This is a genomic window from Microbacterium sp. USHLN272 (assembly GCF_037149655.1).
Taxonomy (GTDB): Bacteria; Actinomycetota; Actinomycetes; order Actinomycetales; family Microbacteriaceae; genus Microbacterium; species Microbacterium galbinum.
The window spans coordinates 85,426-111,274 of record NZ_JBBCRA010000002.1 but is presented as its reverse complement, the minus strand read 5'-3'; the positions used below and the strand labels follow the sequence as shown (position 1 = coordinate 111,274).

25 protein-coding genes are annotated in these 25,849 nt (G+C 69.1%); 9 read left to right on the top strand and 16 right to left on the bottom strand.

Annotated elements, in window-relative coordinates:
• Nucleotides 1–12: 12 nt before the first annotated feature.
• The 8 genes from WFJ97_RS13840 to sdhC form a co-directional block, all read right to left on the bottom strand.
• The gene (locus tag WFJ97_RS13840; RefSeq protein WP_247624843.1) at nucleotides 13–660 is read right to left on the bottom strand and encodes a hypothetical protein; all 648 of its coding nucleotides are present in this window, start codon (nucleotides 658–660) and stop codon (nucleotides 13–15) included.
• Nucleotides 661–682: 22 nt separating this feature from the next.
• A complete protein-coding gene (trpS, locus tag WFJ97_RS13835; RefSeq protein ID WP_336641942.1) occupies nucleotides 683–1,687 on the bottom strand; it encodes a tryptophan--tRNA ligase in 1,005 nt (334 codons plus the stop codon).
• 41 nt (nucleotides 1,688–1,728) lie between these two features.
• Nucleotides 1,729–2,568 carry an exodeoxyribonuclease III gene (locus tag WFJ97_RS13830; protein ID WP_247634313.1) on the bottom strand — a complete coding sequence of 280 codons (840 nt, stop codon included), beginning with the start codon at nucleotides 2,566–2,568 and terminating at the stop codon, nucleotides 1,729–1,731.
• A 10-nt stretch (nucleotides 2,569–2,578) separates the two neighbouring features.
• The gene (locus tag WFJ97_RS13825; RefSeq protein ID WP_336641941.1) at nucleotides 2,579–3,733 is read right to left on the bottom strand and encodes a YihY/virulence factor BrkB family protein; all 1,155 of its coding nucleotides are present in this window, start codon (nucleotides 3,731–3,733) and stop codon (nucleotides 2,579–2,581) included.
• Between the two features lie 97 nt (nucleotides 3,734–3,830).
• Nucleotides 3,831–4,598: a succinate dehydrogenase iron-sulfur subunit gene (locus WFJ97_RS13820; RefSeq protein ID WP_247624840.1), complete on the bottom strand. Its 768-nt coding sequence runs from the start codon at nucleotides 4,596–4,598 to the stop codon at nucleotides 3,831–3,833.
• A 2-nt stretch (nucleotides 4,599–4,600) separates the two neighbouring features.
• On the bottom strand, nucleotides 4,601–6,427 hold the full coding sequence (gene sdhA, locus WFJ97_RS13815; RefSeq protein WP_336641940.1) for a succinate dehydrogenase flavoprotein subunit: 1,827 nt from the start codon (nucleotides 6,425–6,427) through the stop codon (nucleotides 4,601–4,603).
• A 19-nt stretch (nucleotides 6,428–6,446) separates the two neighbouring features.
• A complete protein-coding gene (locus tag WFJ97_RS13810) occupies nucleotides 6,447–6,890 on the bottom strand; it encodes a succinate dehydrogenase hydrophobic membrane anchor subunit (RefSeq protein WP_336641939.1) in 444 nt (147 codons plus the stop codon).
• Nucleotides 6,890–7,327 carry a succinate dehydrogenase, cytochrome b556 subunit gene (gene sdhC / locus WFJ97_RS13805; RefSeq protein ID WP_247624837.1) on the bottom strand — a complete coding sequence of 146 codons (438 nt, stop codon included), beginning with the start codon at nucleotides 7,325–7,327 and terminating at the stop codon, nucleotides 6,890–6,892. Before sdhC ends, WFJ97_RS13810 begins: the two co-directional genes overlap by 1 nt.
• Before the next feature lie 178 nt (nucleotides 7,328–7,505).
• Between sdhC and WFJ97_RS13800 the strand changes: the two genes are divergently transcribed.
• The 9 genes from WFJ97_RS13800 (at nucleotide 7,506) to WFJ97_RS13760 (ending at nucleotide 18,019) form a co-directional block, all read left to right on the top strand.
• Nucleotides 7,506–8,621: a mannose-1-phosphate guanylyltransferase gene (locus WFJ97_RS13800; protein ID WP_247624836.1), complete on the top strand. Its 1,116-nt coding sequence runs from the start codon at nucleotides 7,506–7,508 to the stop codon at nucleotides 8,619–8,621.
• Between the two features lie 149 nt (nucleotides 8,622–8,770).
• Nucleotides 8,771–9,865, top strand: a complete 1,095-nt coding sequence (locus WFJ97_RS13795; protein WP_247624835.1) for a BMP family lipoprotein — start codon at nucleotides 8,771–8,773, stop codon at nucleotides 9,863–9,865.
• Between the two features lie 98 nt (nucleotides 9,866–9,963).
• Nucleotides 9,964–11,472 (top strand): ABC transporter ATP-binding protein, encoded by a 1,509-nt coding sequence (locus WFJ97_RS13790; protein WP_336641938.1) that lies wholly within the window; start codon nucleotides 9,964–9,966, stop codon nucleotides 11,470–11,472.
• A complete protein-coding gene (locus WFJ97_RS13785) occupies nucleotides 11,469–12,740 on the top strand; it encodes an ABC transporter permease (protein WP_336641937.1) in 1,272 nt (423 codons plus the stop codon). Before WFJ97_RS13790 ends, WFJ97_RS13785 begins: the two co-directional genes overlap by 4 nt.
• Complete coding sequence (locus WFJ97_RS13780; protein ID WP_247956569.1) at nucleotides 12,737–14,017, top strand: ABC transporter permease; 1,281 nt, start codon at nucleotides 12,737–12,739, stop codon at nucleotides 14,015–14,017. The genes WFJ97_RS13785 and WFJ97_RS13780 overlap by 4 nt, the downstream gene beginning before the upstream one ends.
• 7 nt (nucleotides 14,018–14,024) lie before the next feature.
• Nucleotides 14,025–14,423: a cytidine deaminase gene (locus tag WFJ97_RS13775; protein WP_247624831.1), complete on the top strand. Its 399-nt coding sequence runs from the start codon at nucleotides 14,025–14,027 to the stop codon at nucleotides 14,421–14,423.
• The gene (locus WFJ97_RS13770; RefSeq protein ID WP_336641936.1) at nucleotides 14,420–15,715 is read left to right on the top strand and encodes a thymidine phosphorylase; all 1,296 of its coding nucleotides are present in this window, start codon (nucleotides 14,420–14,422) and stop codon (nucleotides 15,713–15,715) included. Before WFJ97_RS13775 ends, WFJ97_RS13770 begins: the two co-directional genes overlap by 4 nt.
• A 67-nt stretch (nucleotides 15,716–15,782) precedes the next feature.
• Nucleotides 15,783–16,898 carry an adenosine deaminase gene (locus WFJ97_RS13765; RefSeq protein WP_336641935.1) on the top strand — a complete coding sequence of 372 codons (1,116 nt, stop codon included), beginning with the start codon at nucleotides 15,783–15,785 and terminating at the stop codon, nucleotides 16,896–16,898.
• A 2-nt stretch (nucleotides 16,899–16,900) separates the two neighbouring features.
• A complete protein-coding gene (locus WFJ97_RS13760) occupies nucleotides 16,901–18,019 on the top strand; it encodes a polysaccharide deacetylase family protein (protein ID WP_336641934.1) in 1,119 nt (372 codons plus the stop codon).
• Nucleotides 18,020–18,028: 9 nt separating this feature from the next.
• Here the strand turns inward: WFJ97_RS13760 and WFJ97_RS13755 are convergent, their stop codons facing one another.
• The 8 genes from WFJ97_RS13755 to WFJ97_RS13720 form a co-directional block, all read right to left on the bottom strand.
• Nucleotides 18,029–18,787, bottom strand: a complete 759-nt coding sequence (locus WFJ97_RS13755; protein WP_336641933.1) for an alpha/beta hydrolase — start codon at nucleotides 18,785–18,787, stop codon at nucleotides 18,029–18,031.
• Nucleotides 18,788–18,824: 37 nt separating this feature from the next.
• Nucleotides 18,825–20,120 (bottom strand): flavin-containing monooxygenase, encoded by a 1,296-nt coding sequence (locus WFJ97_RS13750; protein ID WP_336641932.1) that lies wholly within the window; start codon nucleotides 20,118–20,120, stop codon nucleotides 18,825–18,827.
• Nucleotides 20,121–20,201: 81 nt separating this feature from the next.
• The gene (locus WFJ97_RS13745) at nucleotides 20,202–21,359 is read right to left on the bottom strand and encodes a mannitol-1-phosphate 5-dehydrogenase (protein ID WP_336641931.1); all 1,158 of its coding nucleotides are present in this window, start codon (nucleotides 21,357–21,359) and stop codon (nucleotides 20,202–20,204) included.
• The gene (locus WFJ97_RS13740; protein ID WP_247624824.1) at nucleotides 21,356–21,790 is read right to left on the bottom strand and encodes a PTS sugar transporter subunit IIA; all 435 of its coding nucleotides are present in this window, start codon (nucleotides 21,788–21,790) and stop codon (nucleotides 21,356–21,358) included. The genes WFJ97_RS13745 and WFJ97_RS13740 overlap by 4 nt, the downstream gene beginning before the upstream one ends.
• A 63-nt stretch (nucleotides 21,791–21,853) precedes the next feature.
• Complete coding sequence (locus tag WFJ97_RS13735; RefSeq protein ID WP_336641930.1) at nucleotides 21,854–23,470, bottom strand: PTS mannitol transporter subunit IICB; 1,617 nt, start codon at nucleotides 23,468–23,470, stop codon at nucleotides 21,854–21,856.
• Nucleotides 23,467–25,152 carry a phosphoenolpyruvate--protein phosphotransferase gene (gene ptsP, locus WFJ97_RS13730; protein WP_336641929.1) on the bottom strand — a complete coding sequence of 562 codons (1,686 nt, stop codon included), beginning with the start codon at nucleotides 25,150–25,152 and terminating at the stop codon, nucleotides 23,467–23,469. The genes WFJ97_RS13735 and ptsP overlap by 4 nt, the downstream gene beginning before the upstream one ends.
• The gene (locus WFJ97_RS13725; RefSeq protein ID WP_247624821.1) at nucleotides 25,152–25,427 is read right to left on the bottom strand and encodes an HPr family phosphocarrier protein; all 276 of its coding nucleotides are present in this window, start codon (nucleotides 25,425–25,427) and stop codon (nucleotides 25,152–25,154) included. Before WFJ97_RS13725 ends, ptsP begins: the two co-directional genes overlap by 1 nt.
• A complete protein-coding gene (locus WFJ97_RS13720) occupies nucleotides 25,424–25,738 on the bottom strand; it encodes a PTS sugar transporter subunit IIB (RefSeq protein WP_247624820.1) in 315 nt (104 codons plus the stop codon). The genes WFJ97_RS13725 and WFJ97_RS13720 overlap by 4 nt, the downstream gene beginning before the upstream one ends.
• Nucleotides 25,739–25,849: the final 111 nt, after the last annotated feature.

Below are 25,849 nucleotides of genomic sequence, written 5' to 3'. Positions count from 1 at the left end.
TCGTCGGGCGCCTCAGCTGTAGAGGCCGATCCCTCCGGCTGCCGCTCCGGCGCCGAGCGCGACCCCGGCGATGAGGAAGAAGATCGCGGGGCCGACGACCGCGACGATGAGCGCGCCGATTCCCTGGCCGCGACCGCGCTTGCGTGCGATGGCCATGATGCCCAGCACGATCGCGGCGATGCCGAGGATCGTGCCGGCCCAGAACGAGATCTCCGCCCACAGCACCTGGTCGCGGGCGGGGGAGAGGACGGCGAGCGACGAGAGGTCGTCGCTGTTGAGGCGCACGATCGCCTCGGGCACCCGTCGGCCGATCTCGTACGAGGCGAACGCCGCCACGATCGGCGTGACGACGGCGGCGACGAGAGCGAAGACCAGCGACAGCGTGCCGGTCAACTTCGACGGCCGGGGTGCCGGGTCGGGGACGGTGTAGGCACCGGTGGGGGCCGCGTATCCGCCGACCGGCACCTGATAGGCCCCGGGAGGCGCGGCGTAGCCGGGCGCCGGCGGAACGGGCGGAACGGACGCCCCGTACGCCGCAGGTGCGAGAGCCGGAGCGGCTGCGGGCGGTGCGGGCGCGACGGGCGGTGCGGCCGGCGGAGCCGGGGGAACGAAGCCTGAGGGCACGGAACCGGACGGCGGAGGAAGCTGGGGATCGGTCACGAGGTCATCCTAGGGTGAAGGGTCAGACCCGGCGGAGCAGGCCGACGCGGTCGTAGACCTGCGCGAGGGTCGCGTCGGCCACGGCATCCGCGCGTCCGGCGTTGTCCGCCAGGATGCGGTCGAGCTCGGCCGGATCGTCGAGGAGCTCGAGCGCGCGGGCGCGCACCGGTTCGAACTCCGACACGACGACCTCCGCGAGGCCCCTCTTGAAGTCGCCGTAGCCGCGTCCGGCGTATTCGTCTTCGATCGACGCGACCTGGCGGCCGGAGAGGGCCGCGTAGATCGTGAGCAGGTTCGAGACGCCGGGCTTGCTCTCACGGTCGAAGCGCACGGAGCCCTCGTTGTCGGTCACCGCGCGCATGATCTTCTTCGCGGACTTGGCCGGATCGTCGAGCATCCACAGCACGCCGGCGTCGCTCTCGGCCGACTTCGACATCTTCGACGTCGGGTTCTGCAGGTCGTAGATGCGCGCGGTGTCCTTCTGGATCACCGGCATCGGCACCGTGAACGTCTCGCCGAAGCGCGAGTTGAAGCGCTCCGCGAGGTCGCGGGTCAGCTCGACATGCTGCTTCTGGTCGTCGCCCACGGGAACCACATCGGTCTGGTACAGCAGGATGTCGGCGGCCATCAGCACCGGATACGTGAACAGCCCGACGCTCGTGGCGTCCTGTCCGTACCGCGCCGACTTGTCCTTGAACTGCGTCATGCGCCCGGCCTCGCCGAAGCCGGTGATGGTGCTGAGGATCCAGGCGAGTTCGGCGTGCGCCCGCACGTGCGACTGCACATACAGGGTCGACTGCGAGGGCTCGATGCCGGCGGCGATGTACTGCGCGGCGGTGCGGCGCGTCTTCTCGCGCAGCACTGCGGGGTCCTGAGCGACGGTGAGGGCATGCAGGTCGACGACCGAGAAGTACGCGTCGTACGAACTCTGCAGATCACGCCACTGGAGGAGCGCCCCGATGTAGTTGCCGATCTGGAGGGAGTCGGCGGAGGGCTGCATTCCTGAGTAGAGGCGAGGCTTGGTCACGCGTTCAATCCTATGGGGCGGGGGAAGCCGCCGGTGCCGGGTCAGTAGGTGTAGTCGACGACGACCGGAGCGTGGTCGCTCCAGCGCTGGTCGTACGCGGCGGCGCGGGCAACGTGGTAGCCGGTGGCGCGCTCGGCGAGTGCAGGCGTCGCGAGGTGGTAGTCGATGCGCCACCCGGAGTCGTTGTCGAACGCCTGTCCGCGCATCGACCACCAGGTGTAGGGCCCCTCGACCTCTCCGTGGAAGCGGCGGCCGACATCGACCCAGCCGAGCCCGGTGCCGACCGTGCCGTCGACACCCGTCACCTCGGTGCCCGCTGCGCCGAGGAAGCGATCGAAGTAGGCGCGTTCACGGGGGAGGAACCCGGCCTTCTTGCGGTTGCCGCGCCAGTTCTTGATGTCGAGTTCACGGTGGCCGACGTTGAGGTCGCCGGTCACCAGGGCGAGCGCATCGTCGGCGCCGAGTTCGCTCAGGCGCGGGCCGAAGGCATCGAGGAACTTCCACTTCTCGTCCTGCTTCGGGGTGTCGGCCTCGCCGGAGTGCACGTAGGCGCTGACCACGGTGAGGGGACGGTCGCCGAGCAGGAAGTCGGCCTCGATCCACCGGCCCTTCGAGTCGAAGTCCTCGGCGCCGAACGCCGTGCGGGAAGCGAGCGCCGGAACGCGGCTGGCGATCGCGACGCCGGCGCGACCCTTGGCGGTCGCCTCGTCGTGCACGAACGACCAGCCGGGCAGGGCGGCTGCGAGATGCTCGTCCTGACCGCGGACCTCCTGGAGCGTCAGAACGTCGACGTCGGCGGCGTCGAGCCATCCGCTCATGCCGTTGCGGGCGGCCGCCCGGATCCCGTTGACATTGACCGAGGCGATACGCAGATGAGGCATGTGATCCAGCCTACGGGCGGGGTCGGACATTGCCTGTCGTCACGGCGTCCGCCTCGGCGTCCGCCCGCGCATCCGTCAGCCTCTGCTGCGCGGCCTTCAGCGCGCGTCGTGCAGCCGGTCGCCGGTACCAGGGCGCCGTGTCGACGGCCTCCTGCGCTCGGCGCACCTGCACGCGGGCGGCGAGCAGGAGCGCCTGCTTCTCGGCCCGGCGCGCCGTCTCCTCGTCCGCGCGCTCGAGCGGCTGATCCTTGTCCTCGGCCGCCACCGCGATCCACGAGGCCGCCATCAGCACCACGATCGCCAGCCAGCGGCACCACAGCAGCAGACCGATGATCACGGTGAAGGAGGCGAGCAGCGGATTGCTGGGCACGTGCGAGAGCAGCAATCCGGCACCGAGCTGCAGCACGACCATCGCGCCTCCGCCGAGGATCGCACCGGGCCAGATGAATCGCCAGTGCAGATGCGTACCCGTCAGGAAGCGCACCAGCATCGCCAGCGCGGTCGCATCGAGGGCGAAGGCCACGACGACCGAGACGGTCTGCGCGCCGAACGAGAAGAACCAGGTGCCGGTGCTCCAATCGAAGAGCAGGAAGATCTGCTCCAGCGCCCAGACGCTCAGGGAGATGAGCACCGCGCCGACGAGCATGGCCCCGCCGAAGACGATCGCCGCGAAGAAGTCGCGCACCTTGAGCAACCAGTACGGGCGCGCATCGAACGGCAGTCCGAAGAGGTCGCGCACCGCGCGTCGGGTGAAGGTCACCGCGCTCACCGCCGTCCACAGCGCCACGCCGACGGCGATCGCTCCGGTGACACCGAGAATGCCCGTGGAGTCCTGAGCGATCTGGGTGACGTCCTCGACCGAGAACAGGCCGCCCTCCGGGGCGATCAGCCCCGGGATGTACGTGTTGACCAGGCGCACGAGGGCTTCGATCGCGAGGCTGCTCGCTCCGAGCCAGAGACCCGCGCCCGCGAAGCCGACGTACAGCAGCGCGAAGAGGGCGAAGAGCACGTAGTAGCTCATCCCCGCCGACAGCAGGAAGCCGTTGCTGAACGCGAAGTTGCGCCAGACCCGTACGGGGAAGGCGGCGAGGGTGCGGTCCTTCAGCTCCGTCACACGCTCGATGGGTGCCTCGAGCCGCGCGCGGAGGGGACGGGGAGCGGACATGCCCTCCACATTATCGATCGGTGACAACGGGCCGAAACGCGAGAACGGGCGGCTCCCCGAGGGAGCCGCCCGTTCTCGAACGAATGCCGGATGCAGGTCAGGGGCGTCCGCGCAGAACGGCCTGCTTGACCTCGGCGATCGCCTTCGTGACCTCGATGCCACGGGGGCAGGCCTCGGAGCAGTTGAAGGTCGTGCGGCAGCGCCAGACGCCCTCCTTGTCGTTGAGGATGTCGAGACGCACGGCGGCGTTGTCGTCGCGCGAGTCGAAGATGAAGCGGTGCGCGTTGACGATCGCCGCCGGGCCGAAGTACTGACCGTCGGTCCAGAAGACGGGGCACGACGAGGTGCACGCGGCGCACAGGATGCACTTGGTGGTGTCGTCGAAGATCTCGCGGTCGGCGATCGACTGGGTGCGCTCCTTGCCCTTCTCGGGAACGGAACTCGCGACGAGGAACGGCTGCACCTCGCGGTAGGAGGCGAAGAACGGCTCCATGTCGACCACGAGGTCCTTCTCGAGGGGAAGTCCCTTGATGGCCTCGACGTAGATCGGCTTCGAGATGTCGAGGTCCTTGATCAGCGTCTTGCAGGCGAGACGGTTGCGACCGTTGATGCGCATGGCATCCGATCCGCAGATGCCGTGCGCGCAGGAGCGACGGAAGGTCAGCGAGCCGTCGACCTCCCACTTGATCTTGTGGAGCGCGTCGAGCACGCGGTCGGTGGAGTAGAGCTCCACGTCGTAGTCGACCCAGTGCGGCTCGGAGTCGACCTCGGGGTCGAAGCGGCGGATGTTGAAGGTGACGATGAAGGACTGGATCCCGGTCTCTTCGGTCGTGTCTGCGGGGGCCTCGGCGATGGCGTTCGACATGCTCAGTACTTCCTCTCCATCGGCGGGTAGTTCAACTCGCCCTGCTCGTTCTTGGTGAAGACGACGGGCTTCCAGTCGAGCTTGATGTGGTCGCCCGGGTCGGACGAGTGCGCGTCTCCGGTGAGGTACGCCATCGTGTGCTGCATGTAGTTCTCGTCGTCGCGCTTCGGGAAGTCGTCGCGCATGTGGCCGCCGCGGCTCTCCTCGCGGTTCTGCGCGGCGTAGACGACGACCTCGGCGATGTCGAGCAGGAAGCCCAGCTCGACGGCCTCGAGGAGGTCGGTGTTGAAGCGGTGGCCCTTGTCGTCGACGTGCACGTTCTTGTAGCGCTCGCGCAGCTCGGCGATGACGCCCAGCACGTGCTGGAGCGACTCGTGCGTGCGGAAGACCTGGGCGCCCTTGTCCATCTCGTCCTGCAGCGTCTTGCGCAGTACGGCGATGCGCTCGGTGCCCTGGTTGTTGCGCAGGCCCTCGAGCATGTCGGAGACGAAGGCCGCCGGGTTCTCGGGGAGCGGAACGAACTCGGCCGTCTTGACGTATTCGACCGCGTTGCGGCCGGAGCGCTTGCCGAACACGTTGATGTCGAGCAGCGAGTTGGTGCCGAGACGGTTGGCGCCGTGCACCGAGACGCACGCGCACTCGCCGGCTGCGTAGAGACCCGGGACGATCGTGTCGTTGTCGGCGAGCACCTCGCCGTTGTTGTTCGTGGGGATGCCGCCCATCGCGTAGTGCGCGGTCGGCATCACGGGCACCGGCTCGACGACCGGGTCGACGCCCAGATACGTGCGGGCGAACTCGGTGATGTCGGGGAGCTTGGTCTCGAGGACCTCGGCACCCAGGTGCGTGCAGTCCAGCAGCACGTAGTCCTTGTGCGGGCCGGCGCCGCGGCCCTCCGCGACCTCCTGCACCATGCAGCGCGCGACGATGTCGCGAGGAGCGAGGTCCTTGATGGTCGGCGCGTAGCGCTCCATGAAGCGCTCGCCCGAGGCGTTGCGCAGGATCGCTCCCTCACCGCGGGCACCCTCGGTGAGCAGGATGCCGAGGCCGGCGAGACCGGTCGGGTGGAACTGGAAGAACTCGAGGTCCTCGAGCGGGAGGCCCTTGCGCCAGACGATCCCGACGCCGTCACCCGTGAGGGTGTGCGCGTTGGAGGTGGTCTTGAAGATCTTGCCGAATCCGCCGGTGGCGAAGATCACGGCCTTCGCCTGGAAGACGTGCAGCTCACCGGTGGAGAGGTCGTAGGCGACGACGCCGGAGACCTGCGTCTTGCCGTCGGCATCCTTCACCGTCAGCAGGTCGAGCACGTAGAACTCGTTGAAGAAGTTGATGCCGAGCTTGACGCAGTTCTGGAACAGCGTCTGCAGGATCATGTGGCCGGTACGGTCGGCCGCGTAGCAGGCGCGGCGCACCGGCGTCTTGCCGTGCTCGGCCGTGTGACCGCCGAAGCGACGCTGGTCGATCTTGCCCTCGGGCGTGCGGTTGAAGGGGAGGCCCATGTTCTCGAGGTCGATGACCGCGTCGATGGCCTCCTTCGCGAGGATCTCCGCCGCGTCCTGGTCGACGAGGTAGTCGCCGCCCTTGACCGTGTCGAAGGTGTGCCACTCCCAGGAGTCCTCCTCGACGTTGGCGAGCGCCGCGGCCATGCCGCCCTGCGCCGCGCCCGTGTGCGAGCGGGTCGGGTACAGCTTCGAGATCACCGCGGTCTTCGCACCGGGGCCCGCCTCGATCGCCGCGCGCATGCCGGCGCCGCCGGCGCCCACGATGACGATGTCGAACTGGTGGTAGTGCACGCCGTCACGGACGACGGAATCCTGCGTCTCGGTAGTCACTTCTCGTATGCCTTCTTCTTTAGTTGCCCAGCGACTGGCACGAATCCCACAGCGTGCTCGACTCGGTCACACCCAAGCAGGGGTCGAACGTGAACACGACGAGCGTGCCGAGCAGGATCAGCAGTCCGGCGGCGAGGCCGAGTGCCCAGATGAGCGCCTTGCGGGCGGTGTTGTTCGTGACGTAGTCGTTCACGATCGTGCGCATGCCGTTCGCGCCGTGGATCAGTGCGAGCCACAGCATCAGCACGTCCCACCACTGCCAGAACGGGGTCGCGAACTTGCCGGCGATGAACGCGAAGTCCAGGGCGTGGATGCCCTCGCCGACCATGAGGTTGATGAAGAGGTGGCCGAAGATCAGCACGACGAGCACGATGCCCGAGGCGCGCATGAAGATCCAGCCCCACTTCTCGAGGTTGAATCCGCGGCGGCGACGGGCCGGCGCTGCGATGGTCTGCGCGGACATCAGTGTCCACCTCCCGTGAATCCGGCGAACGCGAGCATGAGGTGTCGCGGCACGAAACCGGCCATGATGATGCCCCACACCAGCAGCACGCCCCAGAAGAGCTGTCGCTGGTACTTCGCGCCCTTCGACCAGAAGTCGACGGCGATGATGCGGAGGCCGTTCATCGCGTGGAACACGATGCCCGCGACCAGGACCACCTCGCCGATCGCCATGATCGGGTTCTTGTAGGTGCCGATGACGGCGTTGTACGCCTCGGGTGAGACCCTGATCAGCGCCGTGTCGAGCACGTGCACCAACAGGAAGAAGAAGATGGCGACTCCGGTGATGCGGTGAAGCACCCACGACCACATGCCTTCGCGACCCCGGTAGAGGGTGCCGCGGGGGGTCTTGGACGTGGTTTCCGAAATCGACGGTGTCAAGCGAGCGCTCGTGGACACGGTCGTCCTCCCTGGATCGATGTGCGTCGGTCGCATGCCGCCAGGCACGCCCGATCGGTGTCCATCCTATTCCCGTCTTCCAGCGGGGGGCGACGAAGGGGAACCTAACTCCGGCGCGTCTTGAGGCGTTCTTGAGCAGCACCGGGAGTCTGCGATCACCCCGGGATACCCTGGCGGCATGACGCAACCGATCGAAGACTTCTACGCCGTGATCCCCGCGGGCGGAATCGGCAGCCGGTTGTGGCCGCTGTCCCGGGCGGATGCGCCGAAGTTCCTGCACGACCTCACCGGATCGGGTCATTCGCTGCTGCGCGACACCTGGGATCGGCTCGTCCCCCTGGCGGGCCCCGATCGCATCGCCGTCGTCACCGGTCGCGCCCACCGCGCCGCGGTCGAGGAGCAGCTGCCCGGCATCGCCGATCTCAACGTCTTCCTCGAATCCGAGCCGCGCGAGTCCGCTGCCGCGATCGGCCTCGCCGCCGCCATCCTCCACCGCCGCGACCCCGATGTGATCATCGGGTCGTTCAGCGCCGATCACGTCATCCGCGGTACGCGCGTGTTCGAGTTCGCAGTGCGGGATGCCGTGGAGGTCGCCCGCGAGGGCTACATCTGCACCATCGGCATCTCACCCACGGAGCCGGCCGTCGGATTCGGCTACATCAAGATGGGCGCCGAGCTCGTGGTCGACGGCGCGCGCGAGGCGGCGCTCGTCGACACCTTCGTCGAGAAGCCGGACCTCGAGACGGCGAAGGGATATCTCGCCGACCGCGGTTATCTCTGGAACGCGGGGATGTTCATCGCGAAGGCGAGCGTGCTGCTCGACGAGCTCGCGGCGAACGAGCCCGAGCTGCACGCGGGACTGCAGGAGTTGGCCGAGGCCTGGGACGACCGCGAGGCCCGCGGTCCCGCGGTCGATCGGATCTGGCCGCGTCTGAAGAAGATCGCGATCGACTACGCGGTGGCCGAGCCCGCCGCGCGCCGCGGGCGCCTCGCCGTGGTCCCGGGCCACTTCGACTGGGACGACGTGGGGGACTTCGCCTCGCTCACGAAGCTCATCACGAACGGGCGCAAGAACGATCTCGCGGTCCTCGGGCCGCACGCCCGGGTGCTCTCGGATGCCGCGACCGGAATCCTCGTGAGTCAGACCTCGCGGGTGATCAGCCTGGTGGGCGTTCAGGACATCGTGGTGGTCGATACGCCCGATGCGCTGCTGGTCACGACGGTCGAGCACGCGCAGCGGGTGAAGGGTGTCGTGGAGTCGCTCAAACTCACGGGACGGGGCGACGTGCTCTGATGAGCAGCGCCTCGTGCTCATCGGCGCTCCAGGTTTCGAGTTTGTAAAGATTCACCGGAGCGAGGGCCGCCGGTATACGAAAAGCGTGAAACAGTAGGTAACTTTGATCGATCCGCGAGGGACGCGGTTCCGTTCAGGGAGGCACTGAGTTGACCATCTCCACCACCAAGAAGCTTCTCGGCGCGACCGTCGCCGCGAGCGTCATCTTCGCTCTCGCCGGCTGTGGCCAGGCACCGGCCGAATCGGGCGGCGACGCGGGCGGCGACACCCCCGACTTCCTGCCCTGCATCGTCTCCGACATGGGCGGCTTCGACGACAAGTCGTTCAACCAGCTCTCGTTCGAGGGCGCCACGAAGGCCGCCGATGAGCTCGGTGTCAAGCTGAAGGACGTCCAGTCCAACGCCGAGACCGAGTACGGTCCCAACATCACGAACCTCGTCGACGAGGGCTGCAACGCGATCGTCGCCGTGGGCTTCGCCCTCTCGGCCGCCACGGTCGAGGCTGCCACCGCCAACGAGGACGTCGACTTCATCCTCGTCGACGACGCCGCCGACAACGACTTCGACGGAACCAAGGACGCGGACAACATCAAGCCGCTCCTCTACGACACCGCCCAGGCCGCCTTCCTCGCGGGCTACCTGTCGGCCGGCTACTCGAAGACCGGCAAGGTCGGCACCTTCGGTGGCATGGAGTTCCCGACCGTCACGATCTTCATGGACGGCTTCAAGCAGGGCGTCGACCACTACAACGAGGTCAAGGGCACCGACGTCCAGGTCGTCGGTTGGGACGGCAAGACCGGCTCGTTCACGGGTGGCTTCGAGGCCAACCAGGACGCCAAGCAGGTCGCCGTCAACGTTCTCGACCAGGACGTCGACGTCATCTTCCCCGTCGGCGGCCCGATCTACCAGTCGGCGCAGCAGGCCATCAAGGAGTCCGGTAAGGATGTCGCGCTGATCGGCGCCGACGCCGACCTGTTCGAGACCGACCCGAGCACGGAGGACGTCGTGCTCACCTCGGTCCTCAAGGCCATGGACCTCTCGACCTACGAGGCCGTCCTCGCCAGCGGCAAGGGCGAGTTCGACCCGGAGACCTACATCGGCACGCTGGAGAACGAGGGCGTCGGCATCGCCGACCTCCACAACTTCGCCGACAAGGTCGACGCCGGCCTGCAGGACGAGGTCACCCAGCTGCAGCAGGACATCATCGACGGCACCGTCACCGTCAACTCCTACCTGAGCGAGTGATTCACTGAGAACGGGGAGGCCGACGCTCGTCGGCCTCCCCGTTCCGTCCTGTCGGGAGGCATTCCCGACGCTCCGGTCTGCTGAATAGGATCGAATACATGAAGCTTGAACTGCGCGGCATCACGAAGAGATTCGGGGCGCTGACAGCCAACGACCACATCGATCTCACCGTCGAAGAGGGTGAGATCCACTGTCTTCTCGGAGAGAACGGCGCCGGGAAGTCGACGCTGATGAACGTTCTCTACGGCCTCTACCAGGCCGACGAGGGAGACATCCTGCTGGACGACGTCGTCCAGCACTTCGACGGACCCGGCGACGCCATGGCGGCCGGCATCGGCATGGTGCACCAGCACTTCATGCTGATCCCCGTCTTCACCGTCGCCGAGAACGTCATGCTCGGCCATGAGCAGACCCGATTCGGAGGTCGTCTCGACCTCGCGGCCGCTCGCGCGAAGGTGCGCGAGATCTCGGACCGCTTCGGATTCGCCGTCGACCCCGACGCCCTCGTCGAAGACCTCCCGGTCGGCGTGCAGCAGCGCGTCGAGATCATCAAGGCGCTGTCGCGCGAGGCGAAGGTGCTCGTGTTCGACGAGCCGACCGCCGTGCTCACCCCCCAGGAGACCGACGAGCTGATGGCGACGATGCGCCAGCTCAAGTCGCAGGGCACGTCGATCGTCTTCATCACCCACAAGCTCCGCGAGGTCCGTGAGGTCGCCGATCGCATCACCGTGATCCGTCTCGGCAAGGTCGTCGGCGAGGCATCGCCCACGGCCTCGAACGAGGAACTCGCCTCGCTCATGGTCGGCCGCGCGGTCGAGCTCACCGTCCACAAGGACGTACCGACGCTGCGCGAGAACGGTCTCAGCGTGCAGGGCCTCACCGTCACCGACCGCTCCGGCATCGTCCTCGTCGACGACGCGAGCTTCGAGGTGCACGGGGGAGAGGTCCTCGCGATCGCCGGTGTGCAGGGCAACGGCCAGACCGAGCTCACCGAGGCGATCCTCGGCCTGCAGGACCACGTGCGCGGAAGCATCCGCCTCGACGGCGAAGAGCTCGTCGGACGCAGCGTGCGGCAGATCCTCGACGCGGGTGTGGGCTTCGTGCCCGAGGACCGCAGCGTCGACGGTCTCGTCAAGGAGTTCTCGATCTCGGAGAATCTCATGCTCGACCGGTCGTTCGGCGGGGAGTTCGTCTCCGCCGGAACCGTGCGCCGTGGCGCTCTCGACGAATTCGCCCGCGCCAAGATCGCCGAGTTCGACATCCGTACGCAGGGACCGGCGCAGGCCGCCGGCCGTCTGTCGGGCGGTAACCAGCAGAAGGTCGTCCTCGCCCGCGAGCTCAGCCGCGACCTCGCGCTGTTCGTCGCCGCGCAGCCGACCCGTGGAGTCGACGTCGGATCGATCGAGTTCATCCACAAGCGCATCATCGACACGCGCGATGCCGGTGTTCCGGTGATCGTGATCTCGACCGAGCTCGACGAGGTCGCCGCCCTCGCCGACCGGATCCTCGTGATGTACCGCGGCCGCGTCGTCGGCATCGTGCCCGGCAACACCCCCCGCGATCAGCTCGGTCTGATGATGGCGGGCATGAACGGAGAGAGCGCATGAGCGTCGCAGAGACCAAGGGACCGCTCGCCGAGCCGGAGACCGTCGTGGCCCCCTCGCGGTGGCGCGTCGCGTTCCAGCAGATCGTCTCGGGCAACGCGATCATCTCGGTGCTCGCCGTCCTGATCGCGGTCGTCGTCGGCTCGATCATGATCGCGGCGACGAACGAAGAGGTGCAGGAGACGGCGGGGTACTTCTTCGCCCGTCCCGGTGACATGATCGCCGCCGTCTGGCAGGCCGTCAGCGGTGCGTACGCCGCGCTGTTCCGCGGCGCGATCTACAACTTCAACGCCGACGACTTCGCCACCGGCATCCGTCCGCTGACCGAGACGCTCAAGTTCGCGACGCCGCTGATCGCGGCCGGACTCGGCGTCGGCCTCGCGTTCCGCGCCGGGCTGTTCAACATCGGTGGTCAGGGGCAGATGCTCATGGCGGCCGCGGCCGGCGGATACGTCGCGACGCAGATCGACATGCCGTTCCCGCTGCACCTGATCGCCGCCGTCATCGCCGGTATGGTCGCCGCAGCCCTGTGGGCCGGTATCGCCGGACTGCTCAAGGCGCGCACCGGCGCGCACGAGGTGATCACGACGATCATGCTCAACCACATCGCCTTCTACCTGCTGGCCTGGATGCTGGCGACGCAGGGCATCCTGCAGGCTCCGGGGTCGAGCAACCCGAAGACGGCTCCGATGCCCGACTCCGCGGTGCTCCCGTCGCTGCTCGGCGATTCCTACAAGCTGCACTGGGGCTTCGTCGTGGCACTCGCCGCCGTCGCCTTCACGTGGTGGCTGCTCGAGCGTTCGTCGCTCGGTTTCCGCTTCCGCGCGGTGGGGGAGAACCCCGCGGCGGCCCGGGTCGCGGGTATCGACGTCGGCAAGATGTACTTCGTCGTCATGCTGATCGCCGGTGCGCTGGTGGGTATCGCCGGCATCAGCCAGATCCTCGGCACCGAGACCAGCGGTTTCGGCGGTTCGATCGACGCGGGCATCGGCTTCGACGCCATCACGGTCGCTCTGCTCGGGCGCTCCTCGCCGATCGGCATCCTCGGCGCCGGACTCCTCTTCGGGGCGTTCAAGACCGGTGGTTTCACGATGCAGTCCTCGCAGGGCATCCCGATCGAGATCGTGCTCGTCGTGCAGTCGCTGATCGTGCTCTTCATCGCCGCGCCCCCGCTGGTGCGCGCGATGTTCGGTCTCCCGCAGCCCGGGCGTCCCTCACGCAAGAAGACCCGAGCGGCCAAGAAGTCGCAGAAGCAGGAGGTGTCGGCATGAGCGCCGTCACGAATGCCGCCGTCGCGATCGAGGAGCCGCGCGCCGTCGCCGTCGCCTCGTGGAAGGCGCCGATCATCTTCGGGATCTTCACGGTCCTGTTCGCCCTCCTGCCGTTGCTCGCCCCGCGCGACGGGGAGACGACCTTCCGGCTGGCCTCGGCCGACGCGTTCTTCGCGATCCCGGACGTGATCCTGCCCGCGAACGCGACCGCCTGGGTCGCCGTCGTGGTGCTCGCCGCGGTCACCGTCTTCGCGTTCGTGCGGGCATCCGCTCGTCGCAGCATCCCGCTCTGGCTGGTGATCGTCTACGTCGCGGCCCTCCTGCTGGGCTTCCTCGCCTGGGCCGCCGCCGGTGAGACGCTGCGCATGATCAGCCTGCTCGGGGGAGCGCTGGCCCTGGCCACGCCCCTGATCTTCGGCGCCCTGGGCGGCGTGATCGGTGAGCGCGCCGGTGTCGTGAACATCGCGATCGAGGCGCAGCTGCTGGCGGGTGCCTTCTCGGCGGCGATCGCCTCGTCGATCACCGGTTCGCCGTGGGCGGGTCTGGTCGCCGCGATGGGGGCGGGCATGCTCGTCTCGCTCGTGCTCGGCGTCTTCACGATCACGTACTACGTCGACCAGGTCATCGTCGGTGTCGTGCTCAACGTGCTGGTGATCGGTCTGACGACCTTCCTCTTCCGCGTGGTGCTCGCCCCGAACACCGAGACCCTCAACAGCCCGGCCACGTTCGACACCGTGTCGATCCCCGTGCTGAGCGAGATCCCGGTCATCGGCCCGATCCTGTTCCGCCAGTCGTTCATCGTCTACCTGATGTTCTTCGTGGTCGCGCTCGTCTGGTTCGGTCTGTACCGCACCCGGTGGGGTCTGCGCCTGCGCGCGGTCGGCGAGCACCCGCAGGCGGCCGACACGGTCGGCATCAAGGTTCTGGCGACCCGCTACCGGGCGATCCTGCTCGCCGGTGCCGTCGCCGGCATGGGCGGCGCGTTCTACACGCTCGTTTCGGTGCCGCGCTTCAACCAGGAGATGACGGCGGGCGCGGGCTTCATCGCCCTCGCCGCGGTGATCTTCGGTAAGTGGGACCCGATCAAGGCCACACTCGCGGCGCTGCTGTTCGGCTTCGCCACCAACCTGCAGGGCGTGCTCAGCGTCATCGGATCCCCGGTGCCGAGCCAGTTCATGCTCATGCTGCCGTACGTCGTGACGATCTTCGCGGTCGCCGGCCTCGTCGGGAAGTCGCGGGCCCCCGCGGCTGACGGCGAACCGTACATCAAGTCCTAGGAGAGACATGACAGACATCGACTGGGACGAGCTGCGCCAGGTCGCCACGTCCGCCATGGAGAAGGCCTACGCCCCCTACTCGCGCTACCGCGTGGGGGCTGCGGCACTGGTGGGAGACGGGCGCATCGTCGCCGGCTGCAACGTCGAGAACGCGTCGTACGGCGTCACCCTGTGCGCCGAGTGCGCTCTCGTCGGCGATCTGCACATGTCCGGCGGCGGCCAGCTCGTCGCCTTCGTGTGCGTGAACAACGACGGGCAGACGATCATGCCGTGCGGCCGCTGCCGTCAGCTGCTGTTCGAGCACGCGATGCCCGGAATGCTGCTCGAAACCGTCTCCGGCATCCGCACGATCGACGAAGTACTGCCGGATGCGTTCGGCCCCCGCGACCTGGAGGACGCACGATGAGCACGGTGGAGCCCTACGACGCGGTCGACGTCATCCGCGCGAAGCGCGATGGCGGAGCCGTTCCGGAACCCGCCCTGCGATGGATGGTCGACGCGTACACGCGCGGCTACGTCTCGGACGCGCAGATGGCCTCGTTCGCGATGGCGATCTTCCAGCGCGGCATGGAGCGCGACGAGATCCGTGTGCTCACCGACGCGATGATCGCGTCGGGGGAGCGGATGAGCTTCGCCGCTCTCGGCAAGAAGACGGTCGACAAGCACTCCACGGGCGGCGTGGGCGACAAGATCACGCTGCCGCTCGCTCCGCTGGTCGCGGCGTTCGGGGTGGCGGTGCCGCAGCTCAGCGGCCGCGGCCTCGGCCACACGGGCGGCACGCTCGACAAGCTCGAGTCGATCCCCGGCTGGCGCGCGGCGCTCAGCAACGAGGAGATGTTCGCCCAGATGCAGGGTGACGTGGGTGCGGTGATCTGCGCGGCGGGTTCCGGTCTCGCCCCCGCCGACAAGAAGCTCTACGCGCTGCGCGACGTGACCGGCACGGTCGAGGCGATCCCGCTGATCGCGTCGAGCATCATGTCGAAGAAGATCGCGGAGGGCACGGACGCCCTCGTGCTCGACGTCAAGTTCGGCTCGGGCGCCTTCATGCAGGACATCGATCGTGCGCGTGAGCTCGCTCGCACGATGGTCGCGCTCGGCACCGATTCGGGCGTCGCGACGACGGCCCTGCTCACCGACATGAACGTGCCCCTCGGCTTCGCGATCGGCAATGCCAACGAGGTGCGCGAGTCGGTCGAGATCCTGGCCGGCGCAGGTCCCGCCGACGTCCGCGAGCTCACGATCGCGCTCGCCCGCGAGATGCTCGCGCTGGCCGGTCAGCCGGATGCCGATGTGGAGGCGGCTCTCGACGACGGGCGCGCGATGGATCAGTGGAAGGCGATGATCCGCGCGCAGGACGGCGACCCGGATGCCGCGCTTCCGGTCGCCCGCGAGACCCACGTCGTCACGGCGCCCGCCGACGGCGTCATCAGCCGCATGGACGCCCTGCCGTTCGGCATCGCGGCCTGGCGTCTCGGCGCCGGCCGTGCGCGCGCCGAGGACCCCGTGATCTTCGAGGCGGGGATCGACCTGCACGCGAAGCCGGGCGACCGCGTCGTCGCCGGACAGTCGCTGTTCACGCTCTCGGCGGCCGACGAGGCGCGCTTCCCGCGCGCGATCGAGGCCCTCGAGGGAGCGTGGGAGATCGGAGCGGATGCACCCGCGCGCGGACCGATCGTGCGCGAACGCATCACGGCCTGACCTCCGGCCCGCTACCCTGAACACGGCGGTCACCACCGCCACACTTTTCTGCGACTGGAGGATCCCCATGGCGATCGATGCGAACGGCGACGTCAAGATCCAGGGGATCTCCCTGCGGAGTCTGCCGAAGGTGTCGCTGCACGACCATCTCGACGGCGCGCTGCGTCCGGCGACGATCGTCGAGCTGGCGGATGCCGCGGGCATCGAGCTGCCGCAGAGCGATGCACGCTCGCTCGGGCGCTGGTTCGCGAAGCAGAGCGATTCGGGCTCGCTGGTCGAGTACCTGAAGACGTTCGACCTCACGATCGCGGTCATGCAGACCCCGGAGGCGTTGACCCGGGTGGCCCGGGAGTTCGTGCAGGACCTGGCGAAGGACGGCGTGATCTACGGCGAGGTGCGCTGGGCACCCGAGCAGCACCTGGCGGGCGGCCTCAGCCTCGAGCAGGTCGTCGAGGCCGTGCAGCAGGGGATCGAGGAGGGCGAGGACGCCGCGGACGCCGCGGGGCACAGCATCCGCGTCGGCCAGTTGCTGTCGGCGATGCGCCAGCACGATCGCGCCCGGGAGATCGCGGAACTCGCGGTCGACTTCCGCGGCCGCGGCGTCGTGGGCTTCGACGCCGCGGGCCCCGAGGACGGCTTCCCGTCGTCGAACTATCGCGAGGCCTTCGACTACCTCGCCGACAACTTCTTCCCCGTGACGGTGCACGCCGGCGAGGCGGCCGGACTCGACTCGATCCGCTCCGCCCTGCTCGACGGACGCGCCCTGAGGCTCGGGCACGGCGTGCGCATCGCCGAGGACCTCGAGGTCATCACGCGCGAGGGCGATGAGGTGCAGGTGCAGTTCGGCGAGGTGGCGCGCTGGGTGCGCGACCGCGAGATCCCGCTCGAACTGTCGCCGTCGTCGAACCTGCAGACCGGGGCGGTCGCCGCCTGGGGCTCGGAGCTCGCCGATCACCCGTTCGATCTGCTCTACCAGCTCGGCTTCGCCGTCACCGTGAACGTCGACAACCGCACCATGAGCGCGACCTCGCTCACCCGTGAGCTCGCCCTTCTCGTCGAGGCGTTCGAGTACGACCTCGACGACCTCGAGACCTTCCAGTTCAACGCCGCGGCCGCGACGTTCCTCCCGGTCGAGGAGCGCGAAGAGCTCGTGGAGATGATCGCCGAAGGCTTCGACGCCTGACCATGACGACTCGGGGGAGCCGTTCGCGGGCACGGCGCAGACGCCGGGGGATCTGGATCGGCGCGGTCGTCGCCGTGGCGGTCGTGGCGGGTGGTGCTGCTGCCGCCTTCACGTGGATGAATCGCGAGCCGGAGCCCGTCCCGCGCGTCGAGGCGACGCCGATCGAGCGCCCGCTGACCGCGGCGCAGCAGCTCGTCGCCGACTCCGGTGATCCGAACGGGTGCGCCGTGTCGTTCACGGGCGAGGGCATCGCGCTCGACATGCAGGTGCAGTCGCAGGGCGCGCTCTACCAGTACCTGCCGATCCCGGCGCAGGACGGTCGCGTGTTCGCCGGGTGGTACGCCACGGCCGACGATGCGGCGGCCCAGAACGTCGCGGCGCGCGTCAACGGTGCGGACGCGGTCGTCTGCACGGATGCCGAGGTCGAGCTGTTCGGCGCGTGGACGACGCCCGAGGCGAACACGGCGGCCGATGTGCAGGTGCCGATCCTGATGTACCACCAGTTCACCCCGAACCCCGAGGGGGAGTCCGGGTGGCTGCGCGGCAACTACGCCTACATCGGCGACTTCGACGCGCAGATGAACCACATCGCGACGACCGGGTTCTACCTGCCCACGTGGGACGAGCTGAGCGCGTTCATCGACGGCCGGCTGTCGCTACCCGCGCGCTCCGTCATCATCACCGATGACGACGCCGACCAGACGTGGTTCGACCTCGCCGTGCCGGTCATCGACAAGTACAAGCTACTCTCGACATCGTTCATGATCACCGCCTACCGGCAGGACCCGCCGCCGTCGCCGTACGTGCTGCGCCGCTCGCACACGCACGACATGCACCAGGCCGGTGCCAACGGTCGGGGCCGAATGGAGAACTGGACCGCCGACGAGATCGCCGCCGACCTCAACACCTCCGGCGACGTGCTGGGCGTGCGCGAGGTCATCGCCTACCCGTTCGGGCACTACAACGACACGGCGAAGCAGGGCGTGACGCAGGCCGGCTTCGAGATGGCGCGCACCATCGAGCCGGGTTACGTCGAGATCGGCACCGACAAGCTGGCGCTGCCGGTCGTGCGCATCGACTACGGCATGGGCCTCGAGTCGCTGATCTCGCGGATCGGCTGACCTCCGCGCTCAGCCCGCGGCGGCCAGCGCGTCCTCGGAGAGGAACGCACCGAGGAGTTCGGTGACCGTGGCGTGCATCTCTTCGTCCGAGATCGACGGCGTGCCGTCGCCGGCCTGCGGGCCGTAGTCCCCGAACGAGGCGTGCGAGGCGCCGTCGATCTCGACGAGGTCGGCATCGGCGGGCAGGTTTCCGCGCGCATCCGAGATCTTCGCCGGCGTCGAGAGGCCGTCCTCGGAGCCGGCGAGGCTGAGCACCGCGAGATCGGTGCCGGATAGATCGTTGGCGCAGTACGAGCCGAAGAGCACGAGGGCGTCGGCATCCGCCGCGAGCTGGCAGGCGCGCACGCCGCCCAGGGAGTGGCCGCCCACGGCCCACACGTCGACGTCGGGCGCGGCGGAGGTGAAGGAGTCGAGGGGGCGCGGGTCGAAGAAGGCGAGGTTCAGCCAGGGGCGCGTGATCACCACAGTGACCCCCTCCTCGGCGACGCCCTGCAGGATCGCGGCGTACGCCCAGGGGTCGACCTTCGCGCCCGGCACGAAGACGAGACCGATCTCGGAATCCCCGTCGGCGGGCGCCAGGACGATGCCCTGCTCCGCGTCGTCGACCGAGATCGCGGGGTTCTCGCGCACGGCGGCGAGGGGGGCCTTCTCCGCCCCCATCACACCGATCTGGCTCCAGGCGACGATGCCGCCGGCGCCGAGGAGGACGAGGATCAGGATGCTCCACAGCGTCCACTTCAGGACGCGCCGGCCACGCTTCTTCTGCACCTCTCCAGGGTACGCGCGATGCCTGGGAGAGCACCGCTCACGCGGGTTGCGCGAGAGCCTGCTGCTCCCGCCGGACAGCGCCGCGGTAGGCGTCCTTGTTGACGTAGTAGGCCATGCGGTCGAGGCCCAGGTAGTGATACCCGCCGGTGAGGTCGGGCCAGGCGGAATCGGTCACCCTCGCGCGGAACCGCGCCGCGCGGGCCGGGTCCCGCTCCGCCGCGTCGAGATACGTGGCGAGGAGCTCCGCCTGCTCGTAGCGGCCCTGCCAGCCGATCCCGGATGCCTCGATCATGCCCATCACGAACAGCCCGTTGAACGACGACGGGAACACGTGCAGGAAGAGCCGGGGGGAGGCGCCGCGCCAGTTCAGGTGCGCGGGATCGACGAACGGATAATCGAGTCGGTAGCCGGTCGCGAGGAGCACCAGGTCGTACTGGCCGGACGATCCGTCGCGGAAGTGCACGGTCGAGCCGTCGAAGCGGTCGACGTCGGGCCGGACGCGCAGATCGCCCTGGCCGAGGTGATTGAGCACCATGGTGTTCACGATCGGATGCGACTCGTAGATGCGGTGGTCCGGCTTCGGGAAGCCGAACCGCACGGGGTCGCCGGTGAAGGCGCGCAGCACGCGGGAGTCGACGGCCTGCTTGAGCCGGGCGGGCAGCGGACGGCCCTGGTTCAGGGTGTCGCTCGGGCGACCGAAGAGGTAGCGCGGAACGAAGTAGTAGCCGCGACGCACGCTCATGTCGATCGCGTCGGCGTGGTGCACGGCATCCACTGCGATGTCGCAGCCCGAATTGCCGGCGCCGATGATGAGCACCCGGCGTCCCGCGAGCTGCGCGGGGGAGGAGTAGGCGCTCGTGTGCAGCAACTCGCCGGTGAAGTCGCCCGGGAAGGTGGGGACGTTCGGCTCGGCGAGCGTGCCGTTCGCGAGCACGACGCCGGCGTACCGCCGCGTGCGCTCGCCGTCCGGGCCGACGCTCGTCAGGTCCCAACCGCCGTCGTCGCGGGGGTTGAGCCGGGTGACGCGCGTGTCGAAGCGGAAGAGCTCGGTGAGACCGAAGTGATCGGCGTACTCCCGGAAGTACTCGAGCAGCGCCGCGTGCCCCGGATAGTCGACCGTCGATCGCATCGGGAACTCGCGGAACTCGGTCGTCGTGCGCGACGAGATGAGGTGCGCCGACTCGTACATCGTGCTGCGCGGATTGGAGATGTCCCAGAGGCCGCCGACGCCGTGCGAGGCCTCGTAGCCAACGACGGGGATGCCGCGCTTCCGCAGAGCGCGGACGGCGGCCAGGCCCGACGGTCCCGCGCCGATCACGGCATAGGTGTCCATGTTGCCCCCGCACGTCCGTGTACCGAAAACGCCCCCGCACCCCGATCGTATCGGGGTGCGGGGGCGTCCGAGATCGATGGATCAGGCGGCGCGGAGAGCGTCCTGTCGGGCGGCTACGACCGCCTCGACGGCGACGAAGAGCGGATGCTGCGGCTCCAGCCCCGTCGTGCGCGTCGTGAACGTCTGCGCGTCCAGCGTGCCGAGCAGCTGGCGCAGCTCGACGGCCTGGGTGTCCTCGGCATCCTCGAACTCGAGGGTCGCGGCGATGGCCGCCACGAGCGCGTCCGTCGACAGGCCGTGCTCGGCGGCGGCGGCGGCAGGTCCGATGAACCGCTCGTGCCGCGAGATCTTGCGCAGCGGCTGGCGTCCGACGCGCTGCACGGTGTCGACGAGCGCCGGATTGCGGAAGCGCTCGAGGATGGTCGCGCGGTACTCGGCCAGATCGGCCGGGTCGAGCCCGTGGGTCGCGGCGAGCACCGCCGAGGTCTCCTCGAGGGCCGCGCCGACCGCCGCGGCGATCTGCGGATCGGCGAGGGCGTCGGAGATCCGGTCGATGCCGGCGCGGGCGCCGAAGTACGCGGTGGCCGCGTGACCGGTGTTGACGGTGAACAGCTTGCGCTCGATGTACGGGGCGAGGTCGTCGACGAAGTGCGCGCCGGGGATGCTCGGCAGCGAGCCGCCGAACGGGCCCTGCTCGATCGTCCACTCGAAGTACGGCTCGACCGTGACGTCGACTCCCGCACCCTCGGGCTGGGCCGGCACGATGCGGTCGACGGCGGTGTTCGCGAACACGGCCTTCGCGAGCAGCTCGCGCGCGTCGGCGCCCGCGGCGCTCTCGATCTCGGCGCGGAGCAGATCGGTCGCGCCGATCGCGTTCTCGCACGCCATGATCACCAGCGGCGCGGCGTCGGGGGAGCGGCGGGTGAGACCCGCGACGATCGTCGGCGCGATGAAGCGCAGGACGGTCGGGCCGACCGCGCAGGTCACGACGTCGGCCGTGGCGACCTCGTCGGCCGCGGCATCCGGATCGGTCTTGCTGTTGACGGCCCGGAACCCGGTCACGGTGCGGTCGACGCCCCCCGGCCCGACCTCGTGCACCGTGTACGCGTCGACGGCGTTGATCGCATCGACGAGCGCATCCGCCACATCGGAGAAGACGACCTCGTAGCCGCCCTCGTGGAGCAGGAGGCCCACGAACCCGCGGCCGATGTTGCCGGCGCCGAACTGGACGGCCTTCATCCCTCGTTCACCGCCGAGAGCAGGGCGAAGAGCTCGTCGGGGGTCTGCGCCGCCGTCAGCTTCGCGACGTCGTCCTCGTCGGAGAACAGGATCGCGATCTGCGAGAGGATCTCGAGGTGCTCGTCCCCGCGTCCGGCGATGCCGATCACGAACGTCGCCGGCTCGCCCGCCCAGTCCACGCCGCCGTCGTAGCGCACGACGGAGAGGGCCGAGGCGAGGATCGCGTCCTTGGTCTCGTTGGTGCCGTGCGGGATCGCGAGACCGTTGCCCATGAAGGTCGAGACCGTCTCCTCGCGCTGACGCATCGCGTCGACGTAGGCCGGGGTCACGGCGCCCACCGAGACCAGGATGTCGGTCGCCTCCTGCAGGGCCTCCTCCTGCGTCGCCGATCCCGGGTGGATCCGGATCTGGTCGAGGGTGAGAACGCTCATGATGTTTCCTTTCTGAGAATGGTCCGGTGGGCGGATGCCGCAGCATCCGCCCACCGGGGTGTGTCACGCGTCGGTGTCGCGCTGGGCGCGCACCATCTCGACGACCTCTTCATACTTCGGGGAATTCATGAAGTTGTCGACCGATACGTGCAGGGAGTTCGGCGACTGGGCCCTCGCGCGATCGGTCAGCTGCTGCTGCGTGATCACGAGATCGGCCGTTCCGTCGAGGTTCGCGATCGCCTGATTGGTGACCGTGACGCCCTCGACGCCCGCCTTCTTGAACTTGTTGCGCAGGACGCTCGCGCCCATGGCGGAGGAGCCCATACCGGCGTCGCACGCGAACACGACGTTCTCGATGCGGCGATCGGTCGCGACGGCCGTGCCACCGGCGGCTGCGCCGCTCGAGGTGCGCAGCGCGTCCATCGCAGCGGAGGACTTGCCCTTGTTGGCTTCGGTCTGTGCGATCGCGGCGCCGAAGGTGTCGCCCTCTGCCTCGAGGTCGCGCCTGCGGGAGGCCCGCAGGATGACGGCCGTGATGAGGAAGGTCACGGCCGCGGCGATGAGCACCGACAGGTAGACGACGACGAGGTTGCCGACGCCCGAGCCGATCGCTCCGGCGGTGACGGCGATGATGCTTCCCGGTGCGGCCGGGAAGCCGAGACCGCCGCCGAGGAGCATGTTCGTCGTGACACCGGCCGCGCCACCCGCGATGAGGGCGAGGATGGTGGTCGGCTTGCTGAGCGCGTACGGGAAGTAGATCTCGTGGATACCACCGAAGAACTGGATGACGGCCGCGCCCGGAGCCGAGGCCTTCGCCGCGCCGACACCGAAGAAGGTGAAGGCGAGCAGCAGACCGAGGCCGGGGCCGGGGTTCGCCTCGATGAGGAAGAGGATCGATTTGCCCGTTTCGGCGGCCTGCTCGATGCCGAGCGGGGTGAAGACGCCGTGGTTGATGGCGTTGTTGAGGAACAGCACCTTCGCCGGCTCGACGATGATCGAGACCAGGGGCAGCAGGTTGAGCGAGACGAGCCAGTCGACCGCCGCGCCGAGCACGGCGCTGATGCCGAGCATGACCGGGCCGAAGGCGAAGAAGCCGACGATCGCGAGGATCATGCCGAGGATTCCGGCCGAGAAGTTGTTGACGAGCATCTCGAAGCCGGGGCGGATCTTGCCGTCCCACAGCTTGTCCATCTGCTTCGTGATCCAGGCCGCGATCGGGCCCATGATCATCGCGCCGAGGAACATCGGGATGTTGGTTCCGACGATGACACCCATGGTGGCGATGGTCGCCACGACGCCACCGCGCTCGCCGTAGACCATGCGGCCCGCGGTGTTGGCGATGAGGAGCGGCAGAAGGTATGTGACCATCGGTCCGACCAGACCGACGTAGGCGAAGATGTTGCCGTCGGCGCCCTCGGCGACCGCCGTCATGGCCCCCTGCCATCCGATGACGGCGGAGTCTCCGCCGCCGCCGATGATCTCGGCCACCGGAGCCCAGTGCCAGCCGAAGGGGCTCTTGGCGCCGAAGAACCCGGCCGGGATGAACAGCATGGTGATGAAGCCCCACGCGATGAACGCCGCGATATTGGGCATGATCATGCCGGAGAGGAACGTGCCGAAACGCTGCACGCCCGTTCGGAGCCCGTTCGCCTTCGCGGGGGCTGGTGACGTCGTCGTCATGATGTCGTCTCTTTCTGGTGAGGAGGGAGGGCCGTGGATGCTTCCACCACGGCCAGGCGTGCACCGGCGGCGTCGTCCGCCGCCAGTGCGAGCTCGGCGAGGTTACGGGCCTCGTCGAGCGTGCGTTCGGAGAGCGCGTGGCGGACGTCCGCCAGCGCTGCGGGAGCCATCGAGAGGCTCGTGGCGCCGAGGCCCACGAGCACGACGGCGAGGAGGGGATCGGCGGCGGCCTCGCCGCAGATGCCGACGGGCTTGCCGAGACGAGAACCTGCGGCCCCGACCTCGCGCACGAGGCGCAGGACCGCGGGGTGCCAGGGGTCCTGGAAGCTCGCGACCGATCCGAGCAGGCGATCGGCCGCCATCGTGTACTGCGTCAGGTCGTTGGTGCCGATCGAGGCGAAGTCCGCGTGCGCGAGCACCCGGTCGGCGAGCAGCGCGCTCGCCGGAACCTCGACCATGACGCCGGCGGTCTTCAGCCCGTATTCGCGGGCGAGGCCGGTGAAGTACGCGGTCTCCTCGACGGTCGTGACCATCGGCGCCATGACCCACAGGTCGGCGGAGGTGGCGGCATCCGCCTCGGCGAGGGCCGTGAGCTGCTCGCGCAGGATGTCCTCGCTCGCGCGCAGGGAACGCAGGCCCCGGAGCCCGAGTGCCGGGTTCTCCTCGTGGGCGTCGTTGAGGAAGGCGAGGGGCTTGTCGGCGCCCGCGTCGAGCATGCGCACGACGACCTTCTTGCCCGGGAAAGCCGCGAGCAGCTCGCGGTACGACTCGCGCTGCTGAGCGATCGTGGGCGCCTGCGTGGCCGAGAGGAACAGGAACTCGGTGCGGAAGAGACCCACGCCCTCGGCGCCGCGCTCGACGGCGTCCGCGGCATCCGCGGGCTTGCCGAGGTTCGCCAGCAGCGGGATCGCGGTGCCGTCGGCCAGCGCCCCCGGCGTCGCGGGTGCGGCGTCGGCGGAGGCGCGCTCCGCGGCGCGCTGGGCGGCGCGGTCGAGGGCGTCCTGCGCGGGGTCGGCGGTGACGATGCCCGCCGCGGCGTCGACGATGACCGTCGTGCCGGTCGCGAGCGTCGCGGCCTCGGTCGCTCCGACGATCGCGACGATGCCCTTCTCACGCGCGAGGATCGCGGTGTGCGAGGTGGGGCCGCCATCGCTCGTGATCAGCGCGAGCACCTGGTCGAGATCGAGCAGGGCGGTGTCGGCGGGCGCGAGATCGCGCGCCACCAGGACGAACGGATGCCCCGGGTTCGGCACACCGGGCGCCTCGACGCCGCGCAGGCGGGCAAGCACCCGCTGGGCGATGTCGTCGAGGTCGGCGGCGCGTTCGCCGAGATAGCCGCCGACGGCCTCGAGCGTGGCCTTGAATCCCGCGAAGGCGTCGTGCACGGCCCACTCGGCGGTGGAGCCGGCGTCGATGCGCTCGTCGACCTCGTCCTGGAGCGTCGGGTCCTCGGCGATCATCGCCTGGGCTTCGAGCACTTCCTGGGCCGACCCGCCGGCCGCCTCGCCGCGGGCGGTGAGCTCCTGGGCGACGACCGCCACGGCCTCGCGCACGCGGGCGCGCTCCGCCTCGGCGCCGACGGTGCTGGGCGTCTGGTCGGGCGCGGGCAGCGCCTCGGTCATGCGCACGACCGGGCCCTGCGCGACGCCGAGCCCGATGCCGACTCCGCGCAGCTCGCTCATCAGGATTCCTGGTCGTGGTCGGTGGTCAGCAGTTCGGTGAGCGTGTCGAGCACACCCTCCGCGCTGTCGCCGTCGGCCGTGAGGGTGACGTAGTCGCCGTGCTCGATCGCGAGGGCGATGACCCCGAGGATGCTGGCCGCGTTGACGGCCTTGCCGGAGTCCTTGGCGATCGTGACGGGGATGCCCGCCTCCTTGGCGGCCTGCGCGAAGAGCTTCGCGGGGCGCGCGTGCAGTCCGTGGGAGGAGCCGATCCGAACGGTGCGTGAAACGGTCATGGTGTTCCTTTCGGGGTGGTCTCCGCGGCGAGCAGCGCGCGCACCAGGGCGAGCGTCCGTTCCCCGTCGCGGTCGGCGAAGATGTCGGCGGGCAGGAGGGCGACGGGAACCCCGGCGCTCGCGCGCAGGGCGTCCACCCGGTCCGCGAGGTGCGGGCCGACGAGGAGCGCATCCTGTGCGCCGGGGAAGACGGAGGACTCCACTCCGGCGACGGCATCCCATTCGAGACCCGCGTCGGATGCGGCGCGCCGCAGTCGCTGTGCGACGAACGTGCTCGACGCACCCGCGCCGCACACAATGAGGATCCTCATCGATTCCACCTTCCTGAGAACAGTCTGTGAAAGACCGGGGGTGGGGTGCCAACAGGATCCTTTCCGCCCCTGCGGAACCCCGCTTCCGGCCCCCGCTCCGGCCGCGGCCTG